Raw genomic sequence first — 25,032 nt, forward strand, 5'->3', positions numbered from 1 at the left:
CACTTGAATCTTCATTGGTCGGTTTTACTTGAAATCCGGCCAGGCAGGTTTGAATGTTATTGCAAAGCATGCATATTGTTGGTAGCGGTTACATGCCTTGCCGGCATTTCTTTGGGGCTTGGGCTGGCTGCCATTTTTCTGGCTCATGCCCAACCCTCCCAGTCCACCCCATCCCTTCTCCAGATTAATGCTGCCCAGCCATGGGCGCTTACCGGCAATGGTGTGCACCAGCACCTTATCTTGCGACAATTCTGGCAGGGGCCTTTCTGGCTTACCCTGTATCTTGAAAATCCATTTAATCATCAAATGTCAGAAAAACTGATCACCATTTGGCCATTTACCGTTGATAAAAACGGTTGGCGTAAACTTAGGGTTCTGTGTCATGCCATGCGCTGGAACCGGGCTCTTCAACAGGAGGTGGCATGAGTGAGCGTGACGTCGATGCAGAACTGGTTGCCCGTGTGCAGAAAGGCGATAAACGGGCATTTGACTTGCTGGTACTTAAATACCAGCGAAAAATAATGCGTTTGCTTTCACGCATGCTAAATAACCATGCCGAAGTTGAAGACATTGCCCAGGAAACCTTTATCAAGGCTTATCGTGCCTTGCCCCAGTTCAGGGGAGACAGTGCCTTTTATACCTGGCTTTATCGCATTGCCATTAACACAGCCCGTAACTGGCTTTCATCCAATCAGCGCAAAATGCTGGTGTCAGATACCTTTGAAACAAAAGATGGCGAAACTTTTTCCCAATCCGACAATCTTATAGACATTGATACACCTGAATCACGGATGGTTTCCAGGGAAATTGGCCAAACTGTCAATAAGGCGATTGAAGATTTGCCCGAAGACTTGCGTACGGCAATTGTACTGCGCGAAATAGAAGGTTTGAGCTACGAGGAAATTGCACAAACCATGGAGTGCCCCATTGGAACCGTCAGATCCAGGATTTTCAGAGCCAGGGAAGCGATCGCTGCCCGACTCAAGCCTGTTTTGGGCCAGGATAGCGGTCGTCGCTGGTAAGGAGCTGATATATGAACACAACACATTCAACATTAAATGAATCGCAGTCACTTGACTGGGATGAGTCCATATCGGCGCTTATCGATGGTGAAGATACCCGTTTTGATCTGGAAAATCTTGATAATTCCTATGGCAGGCAAGTTTGGGATACCTATCATCTCATTGGCGATGTCATGCGCAGTGAGGAGCTGGCCATCAAACCTTCAGACCTGTTTTATGCAAGGGTCAGCAAAGCCATTGATGCCGAGCCATTACCAGCCGTTCCGGCGCGCCGTCTGGGCTTGCGCCAGGGCTTGTCTGGCCTGGCGGTAGCCGCTGCCGTGGCATCAGTGGTGTGGGTGGTTCAGCCGTTTATGGCTGAAGAGCAGGCGGCACCAGTGGTGGCACCGGTAGTGGCATCACAAACCGCACCCAGTAATGAATTGAACCGGGATTACAATGATTATATTCATGCGCATCGCCAAATGGTGGGTGCGCGTCCTGTACATCATGTTTCCTATGAGTACGGAGTCAATCGCTAATGGTTCATTATTTATCAAGCCCGGTATTAAGGAAAACAAAAACAAAATGGCTGTCTCTGGTGCTTGCCGGAGCGGTTTTTGCAACCCCTGCCATGGCCCAGACGGTCACTCCCCTTACCGGAGATGAGCTGGTGGCCTTTCTTGAACAAGTACAGAAAGCATCGGTCATTAATGATTACAGTGGTGTGTTTACCTATCAGCAAGGTGAGCAGATTATGTCTTCGCGGGTGACACACATTGTTGATGGTGAAGGCGTTAAAGAGCGGCTTGAGCTGCTTGATGGCGATCCGCAAGAGTATTTGCGTACCAATGACGTTGTGCAGTGCTTAATGCCTGAACAGAAAAAAATTGTCCTGACTCCGGCCCGTAAAGACCGTTTTCCGGCATTCCTGCAAACCGAAGCCAAACACGTAAACCAATATTACATGGCTACCCTTAGTGACAAAAAAGAAAGGGTTGCCGGCCACGAATGCCGACTGCTGGAACTCTCGCCGCGCACGCCAGACCGTTATGGCCATCGCCTATGCATTGACGTCAAATCAAAACTGTTATTGAAATCCCAAACGGTCGGACTGGATAACAAGGTGGTGGAACAGGTGGCATTTACCGGCCTGGTCATGGGTAAGGATGTGAATACCGCCTTGCTGACACCCAGTTATAAACTCAAGGACTGGGTAGTTGAAAAAGAAGAACTTGTTTCAGTTGATTTCGCCAGGGAGGGCTGGAAATTGCGTGCCCCTCAGGGGTACGTGCCGATTCTAAGTATTATCAGGCCTAAAGGAACTAATCAACAAGTTAAGCACCTAATTCTTTCAGACGGCCTTTCTTCAATCTCTGTTTTTGTACAACAAGTGACAGAGGCGGAAAAAACGTTGCAGGCTCATGGTGCAGTGCAAGTGGGCTCTCTTAATGTTTTTCGCCAGCGGGTAGACAACTACTGGGTAACCGTCATTGGCGCAGTGCCCATGAATACCCTTGAAGAAATGGCAGTGTCGGCTAAATTTATTCCACCCGTATCATCCAAATTGAATTAGGAAAGGGATTTACATGAAAAAAATATTGCATAATAAATTAAAACGCAGCGTGTTGTATACCGTGATTGGATTAAGTGCTGCTTATGCCGGGCTTTCTTATGTCGGTGGTGATGTTGCCCAGGCCCAGCCTGCACAAAATGAAACAATTTCAGTAAGTATGGCTGGATTGCCCGATTTCACGGGTATTGTCGCTGAAACAGAAAACGCCGTGGTTAATATCCGTACCATGGAAACCTTATCAACCCGTGCCCGTGGCGGTTTCGATCCCAACGGAGACCCTTCCGAGTTGTTCCGGTTTTTCTTCGGTCCCGACTTTATGCCACCACGTGCCACACCGCAACCGCGTCAGCGTGGTAATAATCAGCCTGAAAGAACCGTACCACGTGGCGTGGGATCGGGTTTTGTTATTTCAGATGATGGTTACATCATTACCAACAACCATGTTATTTCCGGTGCCTCAAAAATTCTGGTTACCCTTAACAGTGGCAAAGAATACACCGCCAAGGTCATTGGTTCAGATCAACGTACCGATATTGCCCTGATCAAGATTGAAAATGATGAAAAATTGCCAACCCTTAAAATTGGCGATTCCAATACCCTGAAAAAAGGTCAGTGGGTACTGGCTATCGGCTCTCCATTTGGACTTGATTCTACAGTTACGTCAGGTATTATCAGTGCCATTAACCGGGATACCGGCGAGTACCTGCCTTTTATTCAGACTGACGTGGCGGTGAATCCGGGCAACTCGGGCGGACCGCTTATTAATTTGAATGGTGAAGTGGTTGGTGTGAATTCGCAAATCGTTTCCCAAAGTGGCGGTTTTATGGGCATCTCCCTGTCTATTCCCATTGATGAAGCCATGCAGGTTGTAAACCAGCTTAAGGAAACTGGCAAGGTTACCCGTGGCCGCATTGGTGTGCAAATTGGTGCGGTAGCCGATGAAGTCGCTAAGGCATTGGGGCTTGAAGATGATTCAGGTGCACTGGTTAGTAACGTAGAGCAGGGTGGGCCGGCTGATAAGGCGGGTATTATGGCGGGTGACGTTATTATTGGCTTCAATGGTTCAGAGGTCAAGAAGTGGTCAGACCTTCCACGTATTGTGGGCCAGACAAAACCCGATACCGAATCAAATATCGAAGTATGGCGCCGTGGCAAGAAACAAACCTTGAAAATCACCGTGGGTGAAGTGCCTTCCAATCCGGCTGATGAAGTAGTCGCCAGCCAGGAAGAGACAGAAAAACCCGTCAAGGCTGATCGTCTGGGGCTGGTTGTGGGTAATGTATCCCAGGAAACCATGACCCGGTTGCGCATCAAGGGGGGTGTCCAGATTACCGAGGTTGATGGTCCCGGACAGGCTGCCGGCTTGCGTACCGATGATATTATTCTGGCCGTCAACAACCAGGATATCAATGACGTCAAGCAGTTTGAAGAGATAGTTGGCAAGCTACCCAAAGACAAAGCGGCCGCTTTGTTAATCCGTCGTGAAAATTTAACTCAGTGGGTGCCTGTAACGCCGTCAAAATAAGGCTACAATACGACATACGCTAAAAGGGCGCATAGCGCCCTTTTTTTATGAGTCCAATACAAAAATTTTTATTCAGCCTTATATGCAACATATACGCAATTTTTCGATTATTGCCCACATTGATCACGGAAAATCCACCCTGGCCGATCGCCTGATTCATCGCTGCGGTGGCCTGGCAGACCGGGAAATGTCCAAACAGGTACTTGATTCAATGGATATCGAACGGGAACGGGGCATTACTATTAAAGCGCAAACGGCATCTTTGCAGTATAAGGCCAATGACGGCAAGACCTATAACCTCAACCTTATTGATACCCCCGGGCACGTTGATTTTTCTTACGAAGTCAGCCGATCCCTTTCCGCCTGTGAAGGTGCTTTGCTGGTGGTGGATGCCAGTCAGGGGGTAGAGGCGCAAACGGTAGCCAACTGCTATACTGCGATTGAACTGGGTGTAGAAGTTCTGCCCGTCCTCAATAAAATGGATCTTCCTTCGGCCGAGCCCGAAGAGGCCCGTGAGGAAATTGAGGATGTTATTGGTATTGATGCCAGCGATGCGATTAAAGCCAGTGCCAAAACCGGCATGGGTATTGATGAAATCCTGGAGCAGATTGTTACCAAAGTACCGCCACCGGTTGGCGATCCCGAAAAACCCTTGCAGGCCCTTATTATTGACTCCTGGTTTGACAACTACGTCGGTGTGGTCATGCTGGTGCGAATTGTGAATGGCACACTTAAAGTCAGGGATAAAATTACGTTCATGGCGACGGGTGCCGCTCACTTGTGTGAGCAATTGGGCGTTTTTACCCCCAAATCTGTTCCACGTACGCATTTGACTGCCGGTGAAGTGGGTTTTATTATTACCGGTATTAAAGAACTAGAACACGCCAAAGTCGGCGACACCATTACCCTGGCCAACAAGCCGGCCGCATTGCCTTTACCCGGGTTCAAGGAAGTCAAACCACAGGTTTTCTCTGGACTGTATCCGGTTGAAAGCAGCGAATATGATCAATTGCGTGACTCATTGGAAAAACTCAAACTCAATGATGCCGCCTTAATGTTTGAACCAGAAGTGTCACAGGCATTGGGTTTTGGTTTCCGTTGCGGTTTCCTGGGCATGCTGCATATGGAAATCGTGCAAGAGCGCCTCGAACGTGAGTTTGACATGGACATCATTACCACCGCACCTTCGGTGGTTTATGAAGTTGAAAAAAATGATGGCGAAATCATCATGATTGAAAGTCCATCCCGCATGCCTGAAATTGGCCAGATTAACGATATCCGTGAACCTGTGGTTACCGTCACCCTGTTCATGCCACAGGAATATGTCGGTGCCGTCATTACCCTGTGTACCGCCAGACGCGGCATTCAACGGAACATGAGCTACCATGGCCGACAGGTTCATCTGGTGTATGAAATTCCGCTGGCAGAAATCGTTCTTGACTTCTTCGATCGCCTGAAGTCAGTGTCACGCGGTTATGCCTCCATGGACTATGAGTTCCTTGAATACCGTTCTGCCGATGTGGTCAGGGTTGACCTGCTCATTAACGGAGACCGGGTGGATGCATTGTCCATGATTGTTCACCGTGCCAATGCCCGCTATCGTGGTCGTGAAGTGGTTTCCAAAATGCGTGGTCTGATTCCACGTCAAATGTATGATGTTGCCATTCAGGCAGCCATTGGTGCCGAAGTCATTGCCCGTGAAAACGTGAAAGCGCTGCGCAAAAACGTGTTGGCCAAGTGTTATGGCGGGGATATCAGCCGTAAGAAAAAACTGCTTGAGAAACAAAAAGCGGGTAAAAAACGCATGAAGCAGGTTGGCAGTGTGGAAATTCCGCAGGAAGCCTTCCTGGCCATCCTTCAGGTTGACGATAAATAAACAACTGGAAAAAAACGAGATTACAGAATGGATTTTGCTTTAATTTTATTTGTATTGCTGCTGCTTACGGCAGTTATCAAGCTGATTGACAAAGTTGTGCTTAAACCGCGCCGTATTGAAAAATATGGGCAAGAACAGGAAGATTACAGGCCCTGGTGGGTAGAATACGCCGTCAGTTTTTTTCCGGTGATTTTGTTTGTGTTTATTTTGCGCTCATTTGTGGTAGAACCATTTCGTATTCCTTCAGGTTCCATGCTGCCCACCTTGCAAGATGGTGACATGATTCTGGTGAATAAATTCAATTATGGCATTCGTTTGCCTATTGTTGACCAGAAAATCATTCCGCTTGGCAATCCCAAGAAAGGCGATGTGGTGGTATTTCGCTACCCGGTCAATACTGATATTGATTATATCAAGCGGGTTGTTGGCGTATCGGGCGATACGGTGGCTTATATCGGCAAACGTCTGTTCATTAATGGCGAACCCCTGGAAACCACGCCGCTTGGCCCTTATGTGAAGCCTTCCCAGCAGGTGGGCAATCCGCTTAAATTGCAGGAAAAAACAGGTGATGCATCTTATGAAATCCTGAATATGCCCGGTACTGGCGGCTATATCACAGACCCTCAATTCCCGTTTGTGCAAAACTGCGAATATGCCGCCAGCGATTTCAAGTGTACCGTACCGGAAGGCCATTACTTTGTCATGGGTGATAACCGGGACAATAGTGAAGACAGTCGTTATTGGGGTTTTGTGCCCGATAACCATCTGGTTGGCAAGGCTTTCTTTGTCTGGATGAACTTTGGAGATCTGGGTCGGATTGGCTCAATTAAATAATGAATTTAACGCAATTGGAAACCCGACTGGGTTATAAGTTTACAGACCAGCGTTTATTAATACAGGCATTAACGCACCGCAGCCATAGTGCCATCCATAATGAGCGCTTTGAGTTTTTGGGTGACTCCATCCTGAATTTCGCGGTTGCCGCTATTTTGTTTCATCAATTGCCCAATGTCGATGAAGGTGATCTGTCCCGAATCCGGGCCAGTCTTGTGAAACAGGGAACGCTTGCCGACATTGCCACCCGGCTTGATTTACCCAACTTTCTCAGATTGGGTGAAGGAGAGCTTAAAAGTGGCGGGTTTCGTCGTCCGTCCATTCTGGCCGATGCCGTAGAGGCCATTTTTGGAGCCATCTATCTGGACTCCTGCAGTGATCGTGCTCATCAGGTTATCGAAGGCCTGTACCGTCCTATTCTGGACTCGGTCGACTTCAATACCTTGGGTAAAGATGCCAAAACACTGTTGCAGGAAGTCTTGCAAGGCCGCAAGTTTTCCTTGCCTGCTTATAATGTTATTGCCACTTCAGGTGCAGCCCATGATCAGCAATTCGAGGTCGAGTGCCTGATTGCCGAACTGGATGTCAGGTCACAGGCCATGGGCAGCAGTCGCCGCGCGGCCGAACAAGAGGCCGCTGCATTGGCGTTGGCCGAACTTGAAAAAATATTACCCAAAAAAAAGAGCGCCACAAAACAAGCACGCAAGGTGGCACAGCTAAGCTTGCCCGTTGCCGTGGAACAGGATAGAAAATGACCCAGGAAATACCCTTCAAAACCGGATTTATCGCAGTGGTGGGACGCCCTAATGTAGGTAAATCCACGTTAACCAATGCGCTTATCGGTAGCAAAATTTCCATTGTCTCGCGCAAGGCGCAAACCACCCGTCACCGTATTCATGGCGTGCTTACCCGTGATCGTGAACAGTTTGTGTTTGTGGATACCCCCGGCTTCCAAACCCGTCATGGTGGTGCCATGAACCGCATGATGAACCGGGTGGTTACTCAGGCGCTGGCCGATGTAGACGTGGTATTGCATGTGGTAGAGGCAGGGAAATGGTCGGCAGGCGATGACAATATCGTGCCGTTGTTGCCGTCATCCAAAAAATGTATTTTAGTGATCAGTAAGGTTGATACCTTAAAAAACAAAAACGAAATGTTTGATTTTGTTGGCAACATCATGAGCAAGTTCAGCTACGATGCAGTGGTTCCGCTTAGTGCCGTTAAAAAAATCCAGCTTGATACCTTGTTAAATGAGATTTCCCGACGCCTGCCCGAAGGCGAACCCATGTTCGAGGAAGATGCCCTGACTGACCGTTCCTTGCGTTTTATTGCAGCTGAACTGATTCGGGAAAAAATCTTTCGTCTGGTGGGTGATGAATTGCCTTACGCCTGCACGGTGGTGATTGAAAAATGGGATGAAGATGAAAGTGGTGCCCATATCTCTGCCTGTGTGGTGGTAGAGCGTGAAAGCCATAAACCCATTTTACTGGGTGCCAAAGGCATGCACATGAAGCGTATTGCCAGCGAAGCCCGTCAGGATATCCGCGAGCTATTGGATAAACCGGTGTTTCTGGAAGTGTATATTAAGGTGCGCAAAGGTTGGTCTGACAAAGAAAGCGCACTTCGTGATCTGGGATATGAGTAGGCGGCAACACCGGATACAGGAGGCGTATGCATTTTTAATGCATGCTACCAACTGGAGCGAAACCTCAATTATTGCCCAGGTTTTTTCCCGTGATTACGGGATTGTCACCGTTGTAGCCAAAGGCGCAAAACGGCCTTATTCCGTCTTGCGCCCCATTTTGTCGGCGTTCCAGCCCCTGTTGCTGTCCTGGTCTGGCCAGACCGAAATAAAAACCCTGACCCGGGCAGAAACCGCCGGTTTGTTGCCTTTGCAGGGGCGTTCACTCATGTCGGGCTGGTACATGAATGAATTATTACTTAAATTGCTCCCTAAAGAAGATCCGCATCAGGTGTTGTTTGATGCCTATGCCGATGCGCTGGCCCAGCTGGCGGGAGGTTCATCGGCAACAGGCGCCTTGCGCCGTTTTGAATGGACACTGCTGAATGAAACCGGTTACGGCATAGAAGCAGAAGCCCCCGACTTTGATGATCGCAGCGCAGAACCGGCATTGCGGCTTGCCTTGCGGGAAAGAATTAATGAACACTTGGAAAACAGGGCCTTGTCGACGCGCAAGGTGTTGCTTTCCTTGCAGCATTTTTCATGATGTAATTTAAAAAGAATGGTTCTGTCCAATGTCGGCCAGAAAAGATTTACCTTACCCTAAGGAGTCAGTTCATGTTGACGAAATTATCCGCGCCGCCACTTGGTGTGTCTGTCCTGAAACCAGGCAATGTGCTTGCCATGGCCCTGATGGCGGCCGGTTTTTCATGGTCTGGGTGGGCTTATGCTGAAGTCATTCCCGTTTCTTCCAGTATTGGGCAAGTCACCGTTTTTTCAGACCGGGCTTTGGTTAAAAGAGGTGGGCAGCAGGCAGTGCCTGCCGGTGAACACGAGCTGGTGTTTAACGATCTGCCCTATTGGTTAGACCAGCGCTCTTTACGGTTTAATGCCAAAGGCAAGGAATCAGTTCGTATTCTTGATATTAGTTCCCGTGATGATTTTCAGGCCAATAGCCAGCATGAACGTATTGCCGAACTGGACAGGCAAATTAAAGAGATTGAGAGCCAGCTTGCCCAACTTGAAGACCAGGGCAGGATACTGCTTAACAAAAGCAATTACCTGGAAGCCTACCAGAAAGGCAGTGTGCAGCAGGGTAAAGAGACGCCACGCTTAAGTACAACACAATTGCTTGAAATCATGAATTTCAGCAAGGAAATTTTGGCGCAAACTTATACCGAGCAGCGTGAGCTGAATAAGAAAACCGCTCAATGGCAGGCTGAACTGGCTGCCCTGCAGGAAAAACGTGGACAAATCCCCCAGGAAGACACGGTCAGAAGTAAAACCGTGGTGGTCCAGCTAGAGGCACCGGTTGCCGATAAACTGGATGTGAGCCTGTCATATGTGGTACCCGCAGCAACTTGGTGGCCCAATTACGATGCCAGTTATGATTCTGCCAGCAATATGCTTGAGTTGTCTTATTATGCGCAAATTTCCCAGCAAACCGGTGAAGACTGGAATAATGTCAAATTGGTGCTGTCAACTGCGCAACCCATGATTGGCGCGGTTTTGCCTGAACTGGATCCCTGGCTTGTTGATGTCCGGTTACCCCGGCCAGAGAGGCCTGCACCGGTCGCTATGGCCCAACGCAAGGCCCTGCAGGCAATGCCAGACCAGCAGCGTAACTTTGAGCCGATGGCGGGCGCAACCATGGAGCTGGCCCAGGCTGATGCGTCATTTAATACCGCCATTATTGAAAGTGGCCTGACCAATACGGTTTTCAATATAGAAAAACCGGCCAGCATTCCCACCGGACCCGAAGATAAAAAAGTGGCTATTTCAGTGACTGAATTCAAGGCGGAGCAAACCTATCAGCTGGTGCCTGCCTTGCAGGAAGGTGTGTTTTTAACCGTCAAGGCCGCTAACAGCAATGATTACCCCTTGTTGCCGGGCAACCTGAATGCATTTTTGGATGGCCAGTTGATTGCCAGCAGCGATATCAAGACGGTATTCCCCGCAGAACCTCTTGAACTGGCCATGGGTACCGATGAATCCATTTCCGTTAAACGTGAACCCCTTAAGCGCTTTACCGAAAGCACCGGCTTAACGGGCAGTGGCAAACGGATTAGCTATGAATACCAAACCGTGATCCAGAATAACCGCGACCAGGCGGTAGAATTGGTTTTGCATGACCGCTTCCCGATTTCACGCGATGAAAAAATTGACATCCGGCGCATTAGTCCTTCTGACAAGGAAATAACCCTTAAGGATGATGGCCGGTACGAACAGCTGATTAAACTTGCGCCCAAGGAAAAGAAAACCGTCGTGCAGAAGTTTTCAGTGGCGTACCCCAATGAGGTGGAAGTAACAGGCTTGCCTTGATCGGTTGAATGACAGAACGGGTTTGTCGGCTGGTGTTAACGCGATTACCCGTATGGGGAGCGGGGTAGACACTAACAGGGCCTGGGTTAACGGGATCAGGAGTACGGCAATAAAAAAGCGGCGTCAGATAAACTGAACGCCGCTTTTTTGTACCCCTAAGGGGACTGGCATGGATTAATCCGAGTTGCCGCCGGTAATGCCCAAGATAGACAGCAGGCTGACAAATACGTTGTAGATGTCCAGGTAAATGGCCATGGTGGCGGAAATATAGTTGGTTTCGCCACCATTAACGATACGCTGGATATCCACCAGCATGAAGGCCGAGAAAATGATCATGGCCAGTACGGAAATGGTCAGCATTAAGGCCGGGATTTGCAGGAAAATATTGCCAATGGCGGCCAGAATAAGTACGACGGCACCAATAAACAGGGTTTTTTGCATGCCGGTGAAATCACGTTTGCTGGTGGTGGCAATGGTTGCCATGGTTGCAAAAATGGCTGCCGTGCCGCCAAAGGCCATCATGATCAGCTGGGCGCCATTGTTCATGCTTAGTACAAAGCCCAGCATGCGTGACAGCATAATACCCATGAAGAAAGTAAAGGCCATTAACCAGACAATGCCGGCTGAATTGTTTTTATTGCGTTCAACGGCAAACATCAGGCCAAAGGCACCCGCCAGGAACACAATGGTGGAAATGCCCGGAGACAGCATCGTGTTCAGGTTTAACTGCAATGCCAGTGCCGCACCCAGGATGGTGGGAATTAAAGAGGCAGCCAGTAACCAGTAGGTATTTCTTAGTACCCGGTTTTTGACAGCGGGCGTGGACGCATAGCCGCCACGCGGAAGGGGTTGATTAAAATCACTCATGGAGTCTCCAGATGGTTAAATCAAATATATGGTGTAAAGACAGCAAAATATTGCTGATAGTTCCCTGAATTCTAACTGAATTTACCAGGGGTGTTGACGCTATTTTGCAGTAATGGGTAATAATTGTTGTTAATCCGGCTTGTAAACCGGTTTCAGGCGCTTATGCCGAATAGATGCGCCAGAGCGCAGGGGACTTGTCAGGGTGTTCTGCTGTCGTGATTATGAATCCAATGAATGCGCCCGTACCTTATTGGCACTATTGGCCGAATAAAGCTTCCAGCGTTCTCGTGCAAGCTGCCTGTCCTGTTCGTGGCTGGAAACGATTTCCAGAACACGGGGAAACTGTTCATAACCGGGCGGGCAGGCTACATCCAGGTTTAACAGCCAGGGCGGTTCCTGGCCAGGCAGCAGGGCATGGGCCGGGTTTTCTGCCGTGGTACGAATTAATACCAGGCCAGCGTTTGGGTCTTTGGCATCAACATGGGGCACAAAAGCAGTTTGCTCGACGCCCCACAGGCCTTTGCTAAAGGCCTGCATGCGTTTGGCATCGGTGCAGTAAACCAGTACCTGCCGGCCTGCCAGAAAATGCTTGTAGGCAACTTCGCAGGCCTTGCTGATACGGTTCTTTGCACCAAAAGCAAAGTCGATGGTCGACATTCAGCTTAGTCCTGTTGCGCCAGCAGGTATTCTGTCAACAGGGGAACCGGACGGCCACTGGCACCTTTTTCTTTGCCCTGTGTCCATGCCGTACCGGCAATATCCAGGTGAGCCCAGCGGTAAGCTTTGGTAAAGCGTGACAGGAAGCAGGCAGCGGTAACTGAACCGGCCGGCATGCCACCAATGTTGGCCATGTCGGCAAAGTTGCTTTTCAGCTGGTCTTGATAGGCGTCATCCAGGGGCAGGCGCCATGCCGGGTCTTGCGCCTGTTTACTGGCAGCAAGTAGTTGCGCGGCAAGCTCGTCATCGCTGGCAAACAGCCCGCTGTTAACATGACCCAGCGCTACCACGCAGGCACCGGTCAGGGTGGCAATATCAATCACCGCCGACGGCTTGAAGCGTTCAGCATAGGTTAAGGCATCACATAAAATCAGGCGGCCTTCGGCGTCGGTGTTAAGTACCTCAATGGTTTGGCCCGACATGCTGGTAATGACATCACCGGGTTTGGTGGCTTTGCCATTGGGCATGTTTTCGGTGGCGGGAATAACGCCAATCACATCACGGGTCAGGCCAATTTCGGCAATCGCCCTTAGCACGCCAAACACACTGGCGGCACCGCACATGTCGTACTTCATTTCGTCCATGCCCATGCCCGGTTTAAGGGAAATGCCACCGGTATCAAAGGTAACGCCTTTGCCTACCAGCACAATGGGGCCTTCTTCTTTTTTAGTGTTGTTTTCAGCGGTGTATTTCAGTACGATAAAGCGGGGTGGCTGGTCGGAACCGGCGGCTACCGAAAGGAAAGAGCCCATGTTAAGCGCTTCAATCTGTTTCTTTTCAAGCACTTCAGCCTTAATGGATTTGAATTCTTTGGCCAGCATCTTGGCCTGTTCACCCAAATAAGTGGGGGTGCAGATATTGGCCGGCAGGTTGCCCAGTTGGCGGGTGGCAATCATGCCATTGGCAATGGCAGCGCCTTGTGTCGCACCGGCTTTGGCCTGTTTATCATCCTTACGCTCGGTGATGAAGGTGATTTTTTTAAGAGGGGGCTGGGTGGGGCGGTTTTCTATGCTGAAGGTGCCGTCATATTTGTACAGCGCATTGCCCATGGCGCGGGCAGCCAGGCGGGCACGCATTTTGATGTCCAGTTCCTGGCAGGGTTCTTCGAGCAGGGCGCTGGTGGCATCGCTTAATGAGGTTTCGATGCAATAGGCGGCAATGCTTGCATGTGCCTTAAGCAGGGCATTCGCGTTATAATCTTCTTTTTTACCCAGGCCAACCAGAATAATCCGCTCAGCCTTGACGCCTTCCAGATTTCGCAAAACCAATGTACTGCCTACCGCCGCCTTGAATTCTTTTTTAAGCACGGTGCTTATGCTTTCGTAGCTGGCACGATTGATAATGTCAGCGGCCTCGCTTAACTGGCCATCGGTATAAACGCCAATGAACAGGGCGGTAGCCTTGAGTTGTTGTAAGGATCGGGTTGATTGTGTGTTAAATTCCATTTTATATTTACCTAAGGCGTCAATAAAGACGTTTATTATCTCGCAAGATGAATCATGTCGCTATTTAAACGATCGGTAGTCGCTGAAATAACCAGTCATGTCGGTGTCGTGTTTTCCACGCTAATCGTCGTATGGCTTAGTGTATTACTAGTCAGGCTGTTGGGGCAAGCCGCCGAAGGCAGCATAGGTGCCGATATTGTATTTGGTATTGCCGCCCTGTCCAGTATTACGGCACTGCCAACCATATTATCCGTTTCCCTGTTTATTGCCGTATTATCAACCATCTCGCGTAATTACCGGGAATCTGAAATGGTGGTGTGGTTTGCCAGCGGTGTTTCACTGCTTGACTGGATCCGGCCCGTGTTGCGGGTTGCCATTCCGGTTTGCGTGCTGATTGCCGTGCTTACCTTGCAGGCTTCGCCCTGGGCCTACCGTCAAATAGAAGAATACCGCCAGCGGTTTGAGCAACGTTCGGACATTGCCAAAATTGCGTTTGGCCAGTTTATCGAGTCAGATCAGGGCAAACGGGTGTTCTTTATAGAAGCCCCCAGCAATCCGGAAGATGAAATGGGCAAGGTATTTGCCAGGGTTTATGATGAAAACTGGTACAGTACCATTACTTCCGATAATGCGAAATTACGTCAAGAAGAAAATGGCGACCGTTTTCTGGTACTGGGACCCGGTAACCGTTATGACATGAAACCGGGTAGTGCCGAGTTTCGAATGATCAAGTTTGATAATTATACGATGCGGCTTGAAAGCAAGGGTGGGGCAAGTACCGAAGAAAATATCCGGAACGTGGCCTTGAATGTCATGAAAGCCAGGCCAACCGGCAACCTGTTCGAGGATCAGACCAGTAAAAGCGATTCTCAGATCATGTGGCGTATTTCATTGCCGCTGGCTGCCCTTAACCTGGCCTTGCTGGCCATTCCGCTGGGGGCGGTCAATCCGCGCCTTGGTCGCTCCGGAGACTTAGTGCTGGCTGGCCTGATTGGCTTGCTTTATATGAATACCATGAACCTGGTCAGGGGGTGGATAAGCAGCGATAAAATAGACATGATTGGGGGTATGGTGTTATTACATGGCGCGGTTTTGTTATTGTGTGTATTTTTATTCCGCAAACGGTTAACGCTTAAAAAGCCTAAAGCGCAGAAAGTATAAATATATAGCTATAAGTTATAATAAATTGATCTTATATAACTTACAATCTATCTACATTAAGGATAGGAAGCTATGAATTTACAACAATTTCGTTTTATCAGGGAAACGATCCGAAGAAATTTCAATCTGACGGAAGCCTCCCGGGTTTTGTTTACTTCCCAGCCCGGGGTTTCCAAAGCTATTATCGAATTCGAAGATGAATTGGGTATCAAGGTTTTTGAGCGGCATGGCAAGCGTATCAAGGGCTTGACCAAGCCGGGTGCTGCTGTCGCCAGCATTATTGACCGCATTATGCGTGAAGTGGATAACCTGAAAAAAGTAAGTGATGAATTTGCCAGGCGCGATGAAGGAAGCCTGGTAATTGCTTGCACCCATACACAGGCCCGTTATTTTTTGCCCAAGGTTATTCCCGAATTCAGGAAACGCTTCCCCAAAGTACGCGTGTCTTTGGCCGAGGGCAGCCCCTCGCAACTGGCCAATATGGTCTTGCAGGAACAGGCTGATATTGCCCTGGCTACCGAAACCCTGGCCAATGTAGAGGGCCTGATGACCTTGCCCTGTTATTCATGGGAACACACCTTGGTGGTGCTGCCAGACCATCCCCTGACCAGTCTGACTTCAACCCAGGCTAAAAATATTACCCTTGAGCAGGTCGCGCAGTATCCCATCATTACTTATGATCGCGCTTTTACGGGCCGGAACTCGATTGACAGTGCTTTTGCAAGCAAGGGCATTGTTCCTGATATTGTCCTAGAGGCACTTGATGCCGATGTGATTAAAACCTATGTCGATGTTGAAATGGGCGTGGGCATTATAGCGGGTGTTGCTTTTGATCCCCGCAGGGATACTAATCTGGTGGGTATTCCTGTTGGCCATTTATTTGGTGAGCACGTGACGCGCATTGGTTTGAAAAAAGGGGTGTTTTTACGGGATTATGTGTATGAATTCCTGAATATGTGTGCGCCAAACCTGACCCGTGAAAACATTGATAATGAAGTGGTTTTTGTAGATACCGAATAAAATTCAGTCTCTGGCTGGTGGAACACTGGGTTTTACTGGTTTTTTAATGCCCGGCGCAGGATTTTGCCCACATTGGTTTTGGGCAACTCGTCCCTGAATTCCACCAGTTTGGGTACTTTGTAGCCCGTCAGGCTTTGGCGGCAGAAGTCGATTAGCTGCCTTTCTGTCAGGGACGGGTTCTTACGCACCACAAAAATCTTGACAATTTCTCCGGCAGCACCGTTATCAATACCCACGGCCACCACTTCCCGCACATCAGGGTGGGTGGCCACCACGTCTTCGATCTCGTTAGGATATACGTTAAAGCCTGAAACAATAATGATGTCTTTTTTCCGGTCAATCAGATAGACAAAGCCATCAGCATCAATATAACCCATGTCTCCGGTATGCAAGAAACCGTCACGGTCAAAAACTTTTTGGGTTTCTTCCGGATTGTTCCAGTAACCTTTCATGACTTGCGGGCCTTTGACACAGATTTCCCCAATCTCTCCGGTATTCATTTCGCGGCCCTGATCATCGCGGATGGACAGTTCGGTGGATGGTACGGGTAAGCCGATTGAACCATTGAATTCAGACAGGTCCAGTGGGTTAATCGTCACCGCTGGCGAGGTTTCGGTTAAGCCATAAGCCTGGGCAAGCGGTTTCCCTGTGACTATTTTCCAGCGTTCGGCAACCGGGCGCTGTACCGCCATGCCACCGCCCAGCGTAAAGTGCAAATGACTGAAATCAAGATTGATAAAATCCTCATTATTAAGAAGCGCATTGAACAGAGTGTTGACGCCCGTGATCGCGGTAAATGGATATTTCCCTATTTCCCTGACAAAGGCAGGAACGTCACGCGGGTTCAGGATTAGCAGGTTGCGGGCCCCCAGCATCAGGAAGGTCAGGCAGTTGGCGGTTAAGGCAAAGATATGGTAGAGCGGCAGGGCGGTAATAATAAAATCTTTGCCCTCGGTGGTGTACGGTTTTACCCAGGCATAGGCCTGGCACACATTGGCCACCATATTGCCATGGCTTAGCATGGCCCCTTTGGCAACTCCGGTTGTGCCACCGGTATATTGTAAAAAGGCAATATCGTTATGGCCCAGTGTCGGGGGGGTGAAGGGCAGTTTGTCTGTGCCGGATAAAATGCTGTTTAGCCTGACGGGATTGGGCAGGGACCATTTGGGAACCTTATGCTTGACGTGTCGCACGACAAAATTCACCACATGCCCTTTCAGTCCAAGCATGTCGCCAATAGAGGTCACGACAATGGTTTTCAGCGAGGTCAGCGTTGGCAGGGTGGCCTGCAGGGTCGCGGCAAAATTTTCAACAATCACAATCACTTCAGCGCCCGAATCATTAAGCTGATGTTCAAGTTCGTGGGCAGTGTACAGGGGGTTGCAATTGACCACGGTACAACCGGCCCGCAAGGTGCCAAACAGGCAAACCGGGTACTGGAGCAGATTGGGCATCATTAAGGCAATGCGGGTGCCGGGCTTAATCCCCCGGCTTTGCAGCCAGGCGGCAAAGTTTCTGGACAGGCTGTTCAAGCGGTTATAGCTCAGGTTTTTACCCATGGATATATAGGCGGTTGAAGAGGCAAATTTCTGGCAACTCAGGTTGAAAATATCCACCAATGATGAGTAATGGGTGGCATCAATTTCAGCCGGGACGCCCGGTGGATAGCTGGTAATCCATGTTTTTTTCATCATTTTGTCCCTCTTCTGTCCTATTGTTATAACGGGTATGTACAGGTAAGTATAGCCGAGCCCGATGGCGCTGTTTTCAGCGGATTTTCCCGCAGCCGGTTTTGCTGTAATGAAGCGGTCCGCCTCTGGAAGGGGCAAAACCGGTACCAAAAATAATACCGCCATCGGTCAGGTCGGCATCGCTGGTAATGCCTTTTTCGGTTTGCCGTTTTGCCTGTTCAATCAAGGGCGTTATCAGGCGCTGTGCCAGTCCGTCCGGAACAGGTTTTCCTGAACGGATACCGTGTTTTCTGTTTTTCCAGTTATAAAATCCTTCACCGGTCTTGATGCCCAGTTTCTTTTGTTCGACCAGGATAACAATGCATTTGGGTACCGGTTTATCCCCCGATAATTGCGTGCCGGCCGCCAGGGCAATATCCAGGCCCACTGTATCGGCCAGTTCAATAGGCCCCATGGGCATGCCAAATTTCAGCATGGCAGTATCAATCACTTCAGGGGCAATACCTTCATCAACGCAGTGCATGGCTTCCAGCATATAAGGGGCCAGCACTGCATTAACCAGGAAGCCGGGGGTGTCCTGTACCGGCAGCGGCAGCTTGCCGATTTGGCCCGCAAAGGCGCAGGCACGGTCAATGGTTTGCTGGCTGATGCCTTCGGCATGCACAATTTCAACCAGCGGCATTTTTGCCACGGGATTAAAAAAATGAATGCCCAGAAAACGGTCTGGCCGTTTCAGTCCGGTGCGTAGCGTTTGAATCGACAGGCTTGAGGTATTGCTGGCCAGGATGGCATCGGGTTTCATTAAGGCTTCAAGTTGTTGGTAAAGGGCCTGTTTGGCTTGCGCGTTTTCATAAATGGCTTCAATCACCAGGTCGGCGGTAGCGATGCCGTGTCCGTCGGGGTCAGGAATCAGCCTGTCGCGGGCAGCCTGGGCGGTTAAGCGGTCTTTGCGGGCGAAAAGGGGAGCAGCGGCCTTGAAAGCGCTGGCAATGTGGCTGTAATCCGTGTCTTGCAGGGTGGTTTTGATGCCTTGCAAGGCGCACCAGGTTGCAATGCCGCCGCCCATGACGCCGGCACCAATCACATGCACATGCAAAACCGGGGGCGAATCTGTTTGCTTGCCAAATGATTTCAGCCTTTCCTGCAGGTGAAAAACCCGGATCAGGTTGGCGGTTACCGGAGAACTCAACAGCTGGTTGACAATGTCCGGTGCAGCCAGGCCATTACCGTTGTGCTGTTCCCATAAATCAATAATGGCCCGGGGGGCGGGGTAATGGGTATCGGGATCTTTGCGGGCCACGTTTTTTCGGGCCTGATGGGCGACCAGTCGTTTAAGGGGCTGCCTGTTAAGCCATTTGGCCAAGCCCCTGGCCTGGCGGCGCGGGCGACCCGACAACACCCACTCGGCGGCGCTTTGGCGAGCCACGCGCGGGGCAACCACCAAATCAACCAGCCCCAGTGTTTTTGCCTTGCGGGCATCCAGGGTTCTGCCGGTTAGTATCATGTCCAGTGCAGCCTGTGGGCCAATTAAGGCAGGCAGCCGCTTCAGGCCACCCCAGCCAGGATAAATGCCCAGCATGACTTCGGGCAGGCCCAGGGCGGGTTTGGGCGTGTCAAGTAAAATACGGTATTGGCAGGCAAGGGCTAGTTCCAGGCCCCCACCCAGGCAGGCACCATGGATCAGCGCAAGGGTGGGAAAGCGCAGATTTTCAATGCGGTTGAACAGGTTCCAGCCGCGTTCAATCAGTTGTTTGCCGCCATCCGGGCTGCTGATATCGGAAAATTCCTTGATATCGGCACCGGCAATAAAACCGTTGCTTTTGCCCGACAACAGGATTAAACCTTGCACAGAGCGCGTTTCAAGATGATCAAGGGCCGTTTTCAGTTCTTCCATGGCTTGGACGGACAGTGCATTCATGCTGCGTTCAGGGCAGTTGAGGCTGAGCCAGGCAATTTGCCGGTCATCAATCTGCATTGACCAGTTTTTCACATTCAGTTCTGTGCTCATGTCTCATCCCCCATGGTTTCTATCAGCATGGCGCCACCTTGGCCGCCACCAATGCAAATCGTTGCAACCCCTCTGTGCAACTTGCGTGCCCGCAGGGCATGCAGCAGGTGCAAGACGATGCGGGCACCGGAGGCACCAACCGGATGGCCAATGGCAATTGCGCCACCGTCCACATTCAGTTTTTCCTGGTCCAGGGTGCCCCAGGCCGGGGTGTTGAAATGTTCCTGGCAATATGCTTCGCTTTCAAAGGCGCGAAGGCAGCCCAGTACCTGGGCGGCAAAAGCCTCATTAATTTCCCATAGATCAGGATCTTGCAAACGTAAACCATTACGTTGCAGTAGCGGGATGCTGGCATGCACGGGCCCCAGTCCCATTTGGGTGGGGTCAAGGGCGGCCCATTGGCAGTCGGTAATTTTCCCCAGGGGTCGCAGCCCCCATTTTTGCACTGCCTCTTCAGAGGCCAGAATCAGGGCTGCGGCGCCATCACTCACCTGTGAACTGTTGCCGGCCGTGATGTTGCCGCTGGGGCGGTCGAAGACGGCTTTCAGTTTGGCCAGTTTGTCGGGCGTAGAATCACGGCGAACCCCGTCATCTTCCGCATAAAGGTGGCCTTTGGCATCAATGATGGGGGTGATTTCGGCAAACTGCTTGCGGTTTTGTGCCTCGATGGTACGTTGATGGCTGCGCGCGCTGTAGGCGTCCATTTCCTGTCGGGTAATGCCAAATTTCCAGGCCAGGTTTTCGGCGGTTTGGCCCATGGAAATGCCAACCACCGGGTCGTTCAAGCCTTTTAGCAGGCCAATGACTGGCGCCAGGTAAGCAGGCCTGAAAGTGCGCAGGGCCTGCATTTTTTGTCCCGTACTTTTGGCGGCATTCCACTGGCTTAGCCAATGGACCATCCTGTCGGAAAAAAGGATAGGCGCATGGGATAGGGCATCGGTGCCGGCGGCCAGCACCAGGTGCGAGCGGCCGTTTTGTATGTTGAGCAGCGCGGAGTCCAGCGCTTGCATGCCCGAGGCGCAATTGCGCATGACGGTCCATGCAGGCACGTTCTCGCCAGTGCCAATACGCAGGCCGATCACCCGGCCGATATTGGTTTCATCGGCAGAAGGGGAGGCACAACCAACAATGACTTCATCCAGCTCGGTGGCACTGAAGGATTGGCGCAACAAAAGACTGCGGCTGGTTTGTACGGCCAATTCGCTGGCCGAAAAAGGACCCGGTGCATTGCGCGCTTTCAGAAACGGGGTTCTGGCACCATCAATAATATAGACGGGTTTGAAAGTCATGGTCGGTCTCCTTGACGGGTGTTCCGGATATTCATGAAGGCGGCCGGGTTTCGCAAGTCGTTGGGGAAATCATCAACATGGATCACGGTGTCTCTGAGCCGGTTACGGGTGGCCAGCAGTTCGTATTCTTCGGCACTGATGCGGTTCATCTCAACGGCAAGCCGGGCAATATCCCGGGTGTTGGCATCGGGGTGATGGTTGAAAATGCCGTTTTTTTCATCCTGCCGGATTTTGGCTTCAACCGGTTCCGCCTTGATGGCATACACCAGCGCCTGTTCGATGGTGCTAACCGGATCTTCAGGATCTGTGGGTAGATAACAGTTGGCGGTCAGGCGGTCACGGGTGCTGCCCGGTTGCATCAGTTGCTCGCAAATGGGACGGTCAAGCGCATCAGGCGGCGGGGAAAATGATGTGCCCCAGGGAAAACTGAGCAGGCGCAACAGCAGGCCGATGGCCCGGTTTGGAAAGTTGCGGCAGGTTTTCAGCAGGGCCGTCTGCGCATCAAACAGGCACTGCTGGACAGCTTTGTGCACGAAGGGCAGCTCATCTTGCTGGCGGCCGTTACTTTCGTATTGCTTAAGTACGCAGGAGGCCATATAAAGCTGGGCCAGGACATCGCCCAGCCGGGCTGATATTTTTTCACGACGTTTCAGGCTGCCACCCATGGAAAGCATGGTGACGTCGGCCATGAAAGCCAGTGCGCCCGACAGTCGGGTGAGGTCCCGGTAATACCGCAGGGTTTCGGGGGCGGCCTGGTGACGCAGGGTAAATATCCGGGCCCCAAACAGGCCACTGGCCAGGGTACGCAGGCCATTGCGGGTACTGAACCCAATATGCTGCCAGAAAAGCCGGTCGAAATTGTCCAATGCGCTAACTGGATCTGCTTCCTGGACCGCCTGCATTTCCTTCAGGATATAGGGGTGGCAGCGGATGGCACCCTGCCCGAAAATGATCAGGCTACGAGTCAGGATGTTGGCACCTTCCACCGTAATACCAATCGGGATCTGCTGGTAGGCGCGACCCAGAAAGTTGGAAGGCCCAAGACAGATACCCTTGCCGCCAATAATATCCATGGCATCATTAACCACACTGCGGGCACGTTCAGTCACATGGTATTTGGCAATAGATGACACCACCGAGGGCTTTTCACCCAGATCAACCGCACCCGCTGTCATGATGCGTACGGCATTGCAGGCATAAGTATTGGCGCCCATGCGGGCAAGCACCTCTTCAATCCCTTCGAAGCGGCCAATCGGCAGCTTGAATTGCTTGCGGATGCGGGCATAGGCGCCCACCGTGCGAACCGCCAGTTGCGACATACCGACCGTCGATGATGGCAGGGAAATAGAGCGGCCGGCCGCCAGGCATTCCATCAGCATGCGCCATCCTTGTCCAGCCATGTCGGGGCCACCAATAATGAAGCTTAGGGGCATGAACACCTCTTTGCCCCGGGTGGGCCCGTTCATGAACATGGCGTTAAGTGGGAAGTGTCGCCGGCCAATTTCTACGCCAGGGTGGTTGCGGGGTACCAGTGCGCAGGTAATGCCAATTTCTTTCTGGTCGCCCAGCAAGCCATCGGGGTCGTACAGCCTGAAAGCCAGGCCCAGCAGGGTGCAGACAGGCGCCAGTGTAATATAGCGTTTGTCCCAGCTTACGCGCATGCCCAGTATTTCTTTACCTTCCCAAACTCCTTTGCATACCACCCCGCTATCAGGAATGGCGGCGGCATCAGAGCCGGCCCAGGGGCTGGTGAGTGCAAAGGCAGGGATCTCCTGGCCACTGGCAAGCCGGGGCAGGTAGTAACTTTTTTGTTCGGGGGTGCCGTAATGCACCAGGAGTTCACCGGGGCCCAGAGAGTTAGGCACCATGACGGAAACCGCCAGGGCCGAGTTTCGGGTAGACAGTTTGGTAATAACTTCCGAATGAGCAAAGGCCGAGAAACCCAGCCCCCCATATTCCTGCGGAATAATCATGCCCAGGAATTTTTTTTCTTTTATATATTGCCAGGCGGCATCAGGCAGGTCCATGTCCTGGGTGGTCACCGTCCAGTCATCCACCAGTGCGCAGGCCTGTTCAACTTCATTGTCCAGAAAAGCCTGTTCCCGTTTGCTCAGGACAGGCACCGGGTAGTTCATTAGTTTTTGCCAGTCCGGGCGTCCGCTGAACAAGTCGGCCTCCCACCAGACCGTTCCTGCTTCGATGGCTTCTTTTTCAGTGGAGGACATGGGCGGCAATATTTTTTTGAATGCCTTTAATATCGGAGCACTGATGGTTTTTTTACGCCAGTTACGTAATCGGCAGAAGAGGGGCACGTAGACCTCCTGGCAGAAGAATTTATTAATCGCGCCAGCAAACATGGCACGATGACCGGGTCCTGATTGATAGCTTTGGCTCAACGGTTTGTAAGAGAATGAAGTTGTTATGAGTATGGTACCACTCATGACCATTGAGTAAAAACCCCGACGCTTTAAAAATATATTGCAATTGATAATCATTCTCATCTATAATCTCATTCATCTAAAGGGGAGTCTGTAATGAACATGAGTATGAATGCAGTGGTGGTGGGTGCAGATCGTTTGGGAAATATTCCCGGTTTGCTTAAAGATCATAATATTGAAATCAGGCAGCATATTAGTGGCCGGGAACCTGCTCATCAGAAAAAAACCTATCAGTTACCCAGTGGTACACAGGTTGTTATTTTGTTGACTGATTTTCTGGGCCATAATGTGATGAAGTCTTTTCGCTCGGCGGCCCAGCGTGCGGGTGTGCCTGTGGTTGCATGCCGACGTTCTTTAGGCAGTATGCAACAGGCCTTGAATCAATGTGGGTACGGCTGTTGCGAGCGTTGTCCGCAACGGCAGGCAGGGCTGGCAGCCTGATTTGATGAATATCGCTTAATAAAAAAACCTCATCGGCATTACGCTGATGAGGTTTTTGGTTTTTTATTCTTGCAAGGACTTAGTACGCGGCCAGGGCACGGCCTTCAAGGCGTCGGGCACCATTATAGCGTTTTGTCCAGTAAGCATTGCTCATGTCTTCGACACGGACAACGGTTCCGGTGCGTGGGGAATGAACAAATTTGTTGGCGCCAACATAAATACCCACGTGGGAGTAGGTAAAACCACGGGTGTTAAAGAAAACCAGATCTCCGGGTTTAAGAGAATCTTTGGCTACTTTTAAGCCAATACCCGCCATTGATTTTGAATTGCGAGGCAGGTTGACACCCATGTATTTGCTGGCGGTATAGTAAATAAGACCGCTGCAGTCAAAGCCGGTACTGGGGGCGGTGCCACCAAAGCGGTAACGTACACCCAGATAGTTCAGGGCTGCCTGGGCCAGTTCGCTTGAGCCTGCTTTGTTGATACTGATGGACGCATCTCGGTTTGAACGATCCAGCTTAGCCTGGACGATCAGATCGCCGATGGAGTCGGTAAATTTGGGAGACCAGCTGATATTGGTATCTGGCAGGGGGTATTGGTCACTGACTTCAACCGCTTGATCCAGTGCGATGGATTTTTGAGTGGTAACGAGTTGCTTGATGGGATCTTCGGAAAGATTTTGTGCTGAAGCAAGATTGCCTAGGGTTATGCAAGAAATTGCAAGTAGAAAATGGCTGCAATAGGCCATTATCCCCCGTTGTTGCGTGGGTAATTGTGGATGCATAGTCGTAACATATAATTAAAAGTGTAGGGTATTCGTACTTGCTTTATCCAAAAGCTTAGTGAATTCTATATAAAAATCAATAACATCGCAAGTAATTTGTCTTCCGTTTTTTTTCCTGCAAAGGACTTTTGGCTGTGTTTTTCATTGCTAAAACAGCTAAAGACAAGAAAACGTGTTTGATTGTATGTGATTGATTGTTTTTTATAGGGAAATAAGGGTATTTGTGGTTAATTTCTTTTATTTTTCATGTTTTTGCATTTAATTTGATGGAAATTAAATAAACAGCTATTTATTTAATCTGTGGTAAAAAACATGAAAAAACGCCATTGCATTCAATGACGTTTTTATCCGGGTTA

22 protein-coding genes are annotated in these 25,032 nt (G+C 50.5%); 13 read left to right on the forward strand and 9 right to left on the reverse strand.

Going from position 1 to position 25,032, the window contains the following annotated elements; genetic code table 11:
* Positions 1–24 precede the first annotated feature (24 nt).
* Positions 25–303 (reverse strand): hypothetical protein, encoded by a 279-nt coding sequence (locus tag JHL22_RS07175; protein WP_200235440.1) that lies wholly within the window; start codon positions 301–303, stop codon positions 25–27.
* Between the two features lie 119 nt (positions 304–422).
* Between JHL22_RS07175 and rpoE the strand changes: the two genes are divergently transcribed.
* From rpoE to JHL22_RS07225, 10 genes are all read left to right on the forward strand, one after another.
* Positions 423–1,022, forward strand: a complete 600-nt coding sequence (rpoE, locus tag JHL22_RS07180; RefSeq protein ID WP_200235442.1) for an RNA polymerase sigma factor RpoE — start codon at positions 423–425, stop codon at positions 1,020–1,022.
* Between the two features lie 11 nt (positions 1,023–1,033).
* Entirely contained in the window at positions 1,034–1,543 is a 510-nt protein-coding gene (locus JHL22_RS07185) for a sigma-E factor negative regulatory protein (protein ID WP_200235444.1), read from the forward strand.
* A complete protein-coding gene (locus tag JHL22_RS07190; RefSeq protein WP_200235446.1) occupies positions 1,543–2,577 on the forward strand; it encodes a MucB/RseB C-terminal domain-containing protein in 1,035 nt (344 codons plus the stop codon). Before JHL22_RS07185 ends, JHL22_RS07190 begins: the two co-directional genes overlap by 1 nt.
* Before the next feature lie 13 nt (positions 2,578–2,590).
* Entirely contained in the window at positions 2,591–4,102 is a 1,512-nt protein-coding gene (locus JHL22_RS07195; RefSeq protein WP_200235448.1) for a DegQ family serine endoprotease, read from the forward strand.
* A gap of 82 nt (positions 4,103–4,184) precedes the next feature.
* Positions 4,185–5,978, forward strand: a complete 1,794-nt coding sequence (lepA, locus tag JHL22_RS07200; protein ID WP_200235450.1) for a translation elongation factor 4 — start codon at positions 4,185–4,187, stop codon at positions 5,976–5,978.
* 27 nt (positions 5,979–6,005) lie between these two features.
* Positions 6,006–6,812 (forward strand): signal peptidase I, encoded by an 807-nt coding sequence (gene lepB / locus JHL22_RS07205; RefSeq protein WP_200235452.1) that lies wholly within the window; start codon positions 6,006–6,008, stop codon positions 6,810–6,812.
* Positions 6,812–7,567, forward strand: a complete 756-nt coding sequence (gene rnc / locus JHL22_RS07210) for a ribonuclease III (protein WP_200235454.1) — start codon at positions 6,812–6,814, stop codon at positions 7,565–7,567. Before lepB ends, rnc begins: the two co-directional genes overlap by 1 nt.
* Positions 7,564–8,457, forward strand: a complete 894-nt coding sequence (gene era / locus JHL22_RS07215) for a GTPase Era (RefSeq protein ID WP_200235456.1) — start codon at positions 7,564–7,566, stop codon at positions 8,455–8,457. The genes rnc and era overlap by 4 nt, the downstream gene beginning before the upstream one ends.
* Complete coding sequence (gene recO, locus JHL22_RS07220) at positions 8,450–9,040, forward strand: DNA repair protein RecO (protein ID WP_200235458.1); 591 nt, start codon at positions 8,450–8,452, stop codon at positions 9,038–9,040. Before era ends, recO begins: the two co-directional genes overlap by 8 nt.
* Positions 9,041–9,111: 71 nt before the next feature.
* Entirely contained in the window at positions 9,112–10,815 is a 1,704-nt protein-coding gene (locus JHL22_RS07225) for a mucoidy inhibitor MuiA family protein (RefSeq protein ID WP_200235460.1), read from the forward strand.
* Positions 10,816–10,989: 174 nt separating this feature from the next.
* On the opposite strand, the gene JHL22_RS07230 is transcribed toward JHL22_RS07225, so the two are convergent.
* The 3 genes from JHL22_RS07230 to JHL22_RS07240 form a co-directional block, all read right to left on the reverse strand.
* Positions 10,990–11,682 (reverse strand): Bax inhibitor-1/YccA family protein, encoded by a 693-nt coding sequence (locus JHL22_RS07230; RefSeq protein WP_200235462.1) that lies wholly within the window; start codon positions 11,680–11,682, stop codon positions 10,990–10,992.
* A 219-nt stretch (positions 11,683–11,901) separates the two neighbouring features.
* Positions 11,902–12,339: a DNA polymerase III subunit chi gene (locus JHL22_RS07235; RefSeq protein WP_200235464.1), complete on the reverse strand. Its 438-nt coding sequence runs from the start codon at positions 12,337–12,339 to the stop codon at positions 11,902–11,904.
* Between the two features lie 5 nt (positions 12,340–12,344).
* Entirely contained in the window at positions 12,345–13,844 is a 1,500-nt protein-coding gene (locus JHL22_RS07240; protein ID WP_200235466.1) for a leucyl aminopeptidase, read from the reverse strand.
* Positions 13,845–13,898: 54 nt separating this feature from the next.
* On the opposite strand from JHL22_RS07240, the gene lptF reads away from it, so the two are divergent.
* Positions 13,899–15,005, forward strand: a complete 1,107-nt coding sequence (gene lptF / locus JHL22_RS07245; RefSeq protein WP_200235468.1) for an LPS export ABC transporter permease LptF — start codon at positions 13,899–13,901, stop codon at positions 15,003–15,005.
* A gap of 72 nt (positions 15,006–15,077) precedes the next feature.
* The gene (locus JHL22_RS07250) at positions 15,078–16,025 is read left to right on the forward strand and encodes a CysB family HTH-type transcriptional regulator (protein ID WP_200235470.1); all 948 of its coding nucleotides are present in this window, start codon (positions 15,078–15,080) and stop codon (positions 16,023–16,025) included.
* A 32-nt stretch (positions 16,026–16,057) separates the two neighbouring features.
* Here the strand turns inward: JHL22_RS07250 and JHL22_RS07255 are convergent, their stop codons facing one another.
* The 4 genes from JHL22_RS07255 to JHL22_RS07270 form a co-directional block, all read right to left on the reverse strand.
* Positions 16,058–17,716 carry an AMP-binding protein gene (locus JHL22_RS07255; protein ID WP_200235604.1) on the reverse strand — a complete coding sequence of 553 codons (1,659 nt, stop codon included), beginning with the start codon at positions 17,714–17,716 and terminating at the stop codon, positions 16,058–16,060.
* A gap of 76 nt (positions 17,717–17,792) precedes the next feature.
* A complete protein-coding gene (locus tag JHL22_RS07260) occupies positions 17,793–19,724 on the reverse strand; it encodes a 3-hydroxyacyl-CoA dehydrogenase NAD-binding domain-containing protein (RefSeq protein ID WP_200235472.1) in 1,932 nt (643 codons plus the stop codon).
* Complete coding sequence (locus tag JHL22_RS07265; RefSeq protein WP_200235474.1) at positions 19,721–21,013, reverse strand: acetyl-CoA C-acetyltransferase; 1,293 nt, start codon at positions 21,011–21,013, stop codon at positions 19,721–19,723. The genes JHL22_RS07260 and JHL22_RS07265 overlap by 4 nt, the downstream gene beginning before the upstream one ends.
* Complete coding sequence (locus JHL22_RS07270; protein WP_329610647.1) at positions 21,010–23,325, reverse strand: acyl-CoA dehydrogenase; 2,316 nt, start codon at positions 23,323–23,325, stop codon at positions 21,010–21,012. The genes JHL22_RS07265 and JHL22_RS07270 overlap by 4 nt, the downstream gene beginning before the upstream one ends.
* A 228-nt stretch (positions 23,326–23,553) precedes the next feature.
* Here JHL22_RS07270 and JHL22_RS07275 point away from each other — a divergent pair, with 228 nt between their 5' ends.
* Entirely contained in the window at positions 23,554–23,892 is a 339-nt protein-coding gene (locus JHL22_RS07275; protein WP_407926764.1) for a DUF2325 domain-containing protein, read from the forward strand.
* A 79-nt stretch (positions 23,893–23,971) separates the two neighbouring features.
* Here the strand turns inward: JHL22_RS07275 and JHL22_RS07280 are convergent, their stop codons facing one another.
* Complete coding sequence (locus JHL22_RS07280) at positions 23,972–24,676, reverse strand: C40 family peptidase (protein ID WP_234041177.1); 705 nt, start codon at positions 24,674–24,676, stop codon at positions 23,972–23,974.
* Positions 24,677–25,032 lie beyond the last annotated feature (356 nt).

This window comes from Advenella mandrilli, assembly GCF_016595155.1.
GTDB classification, from domain to species: domain Bacteria; phylum Pseudomonadota; class Gammaproteobacteria; order Burkholderiales; family Burkholderiaceae_B; genus Advenella; species Advenella mandrilli.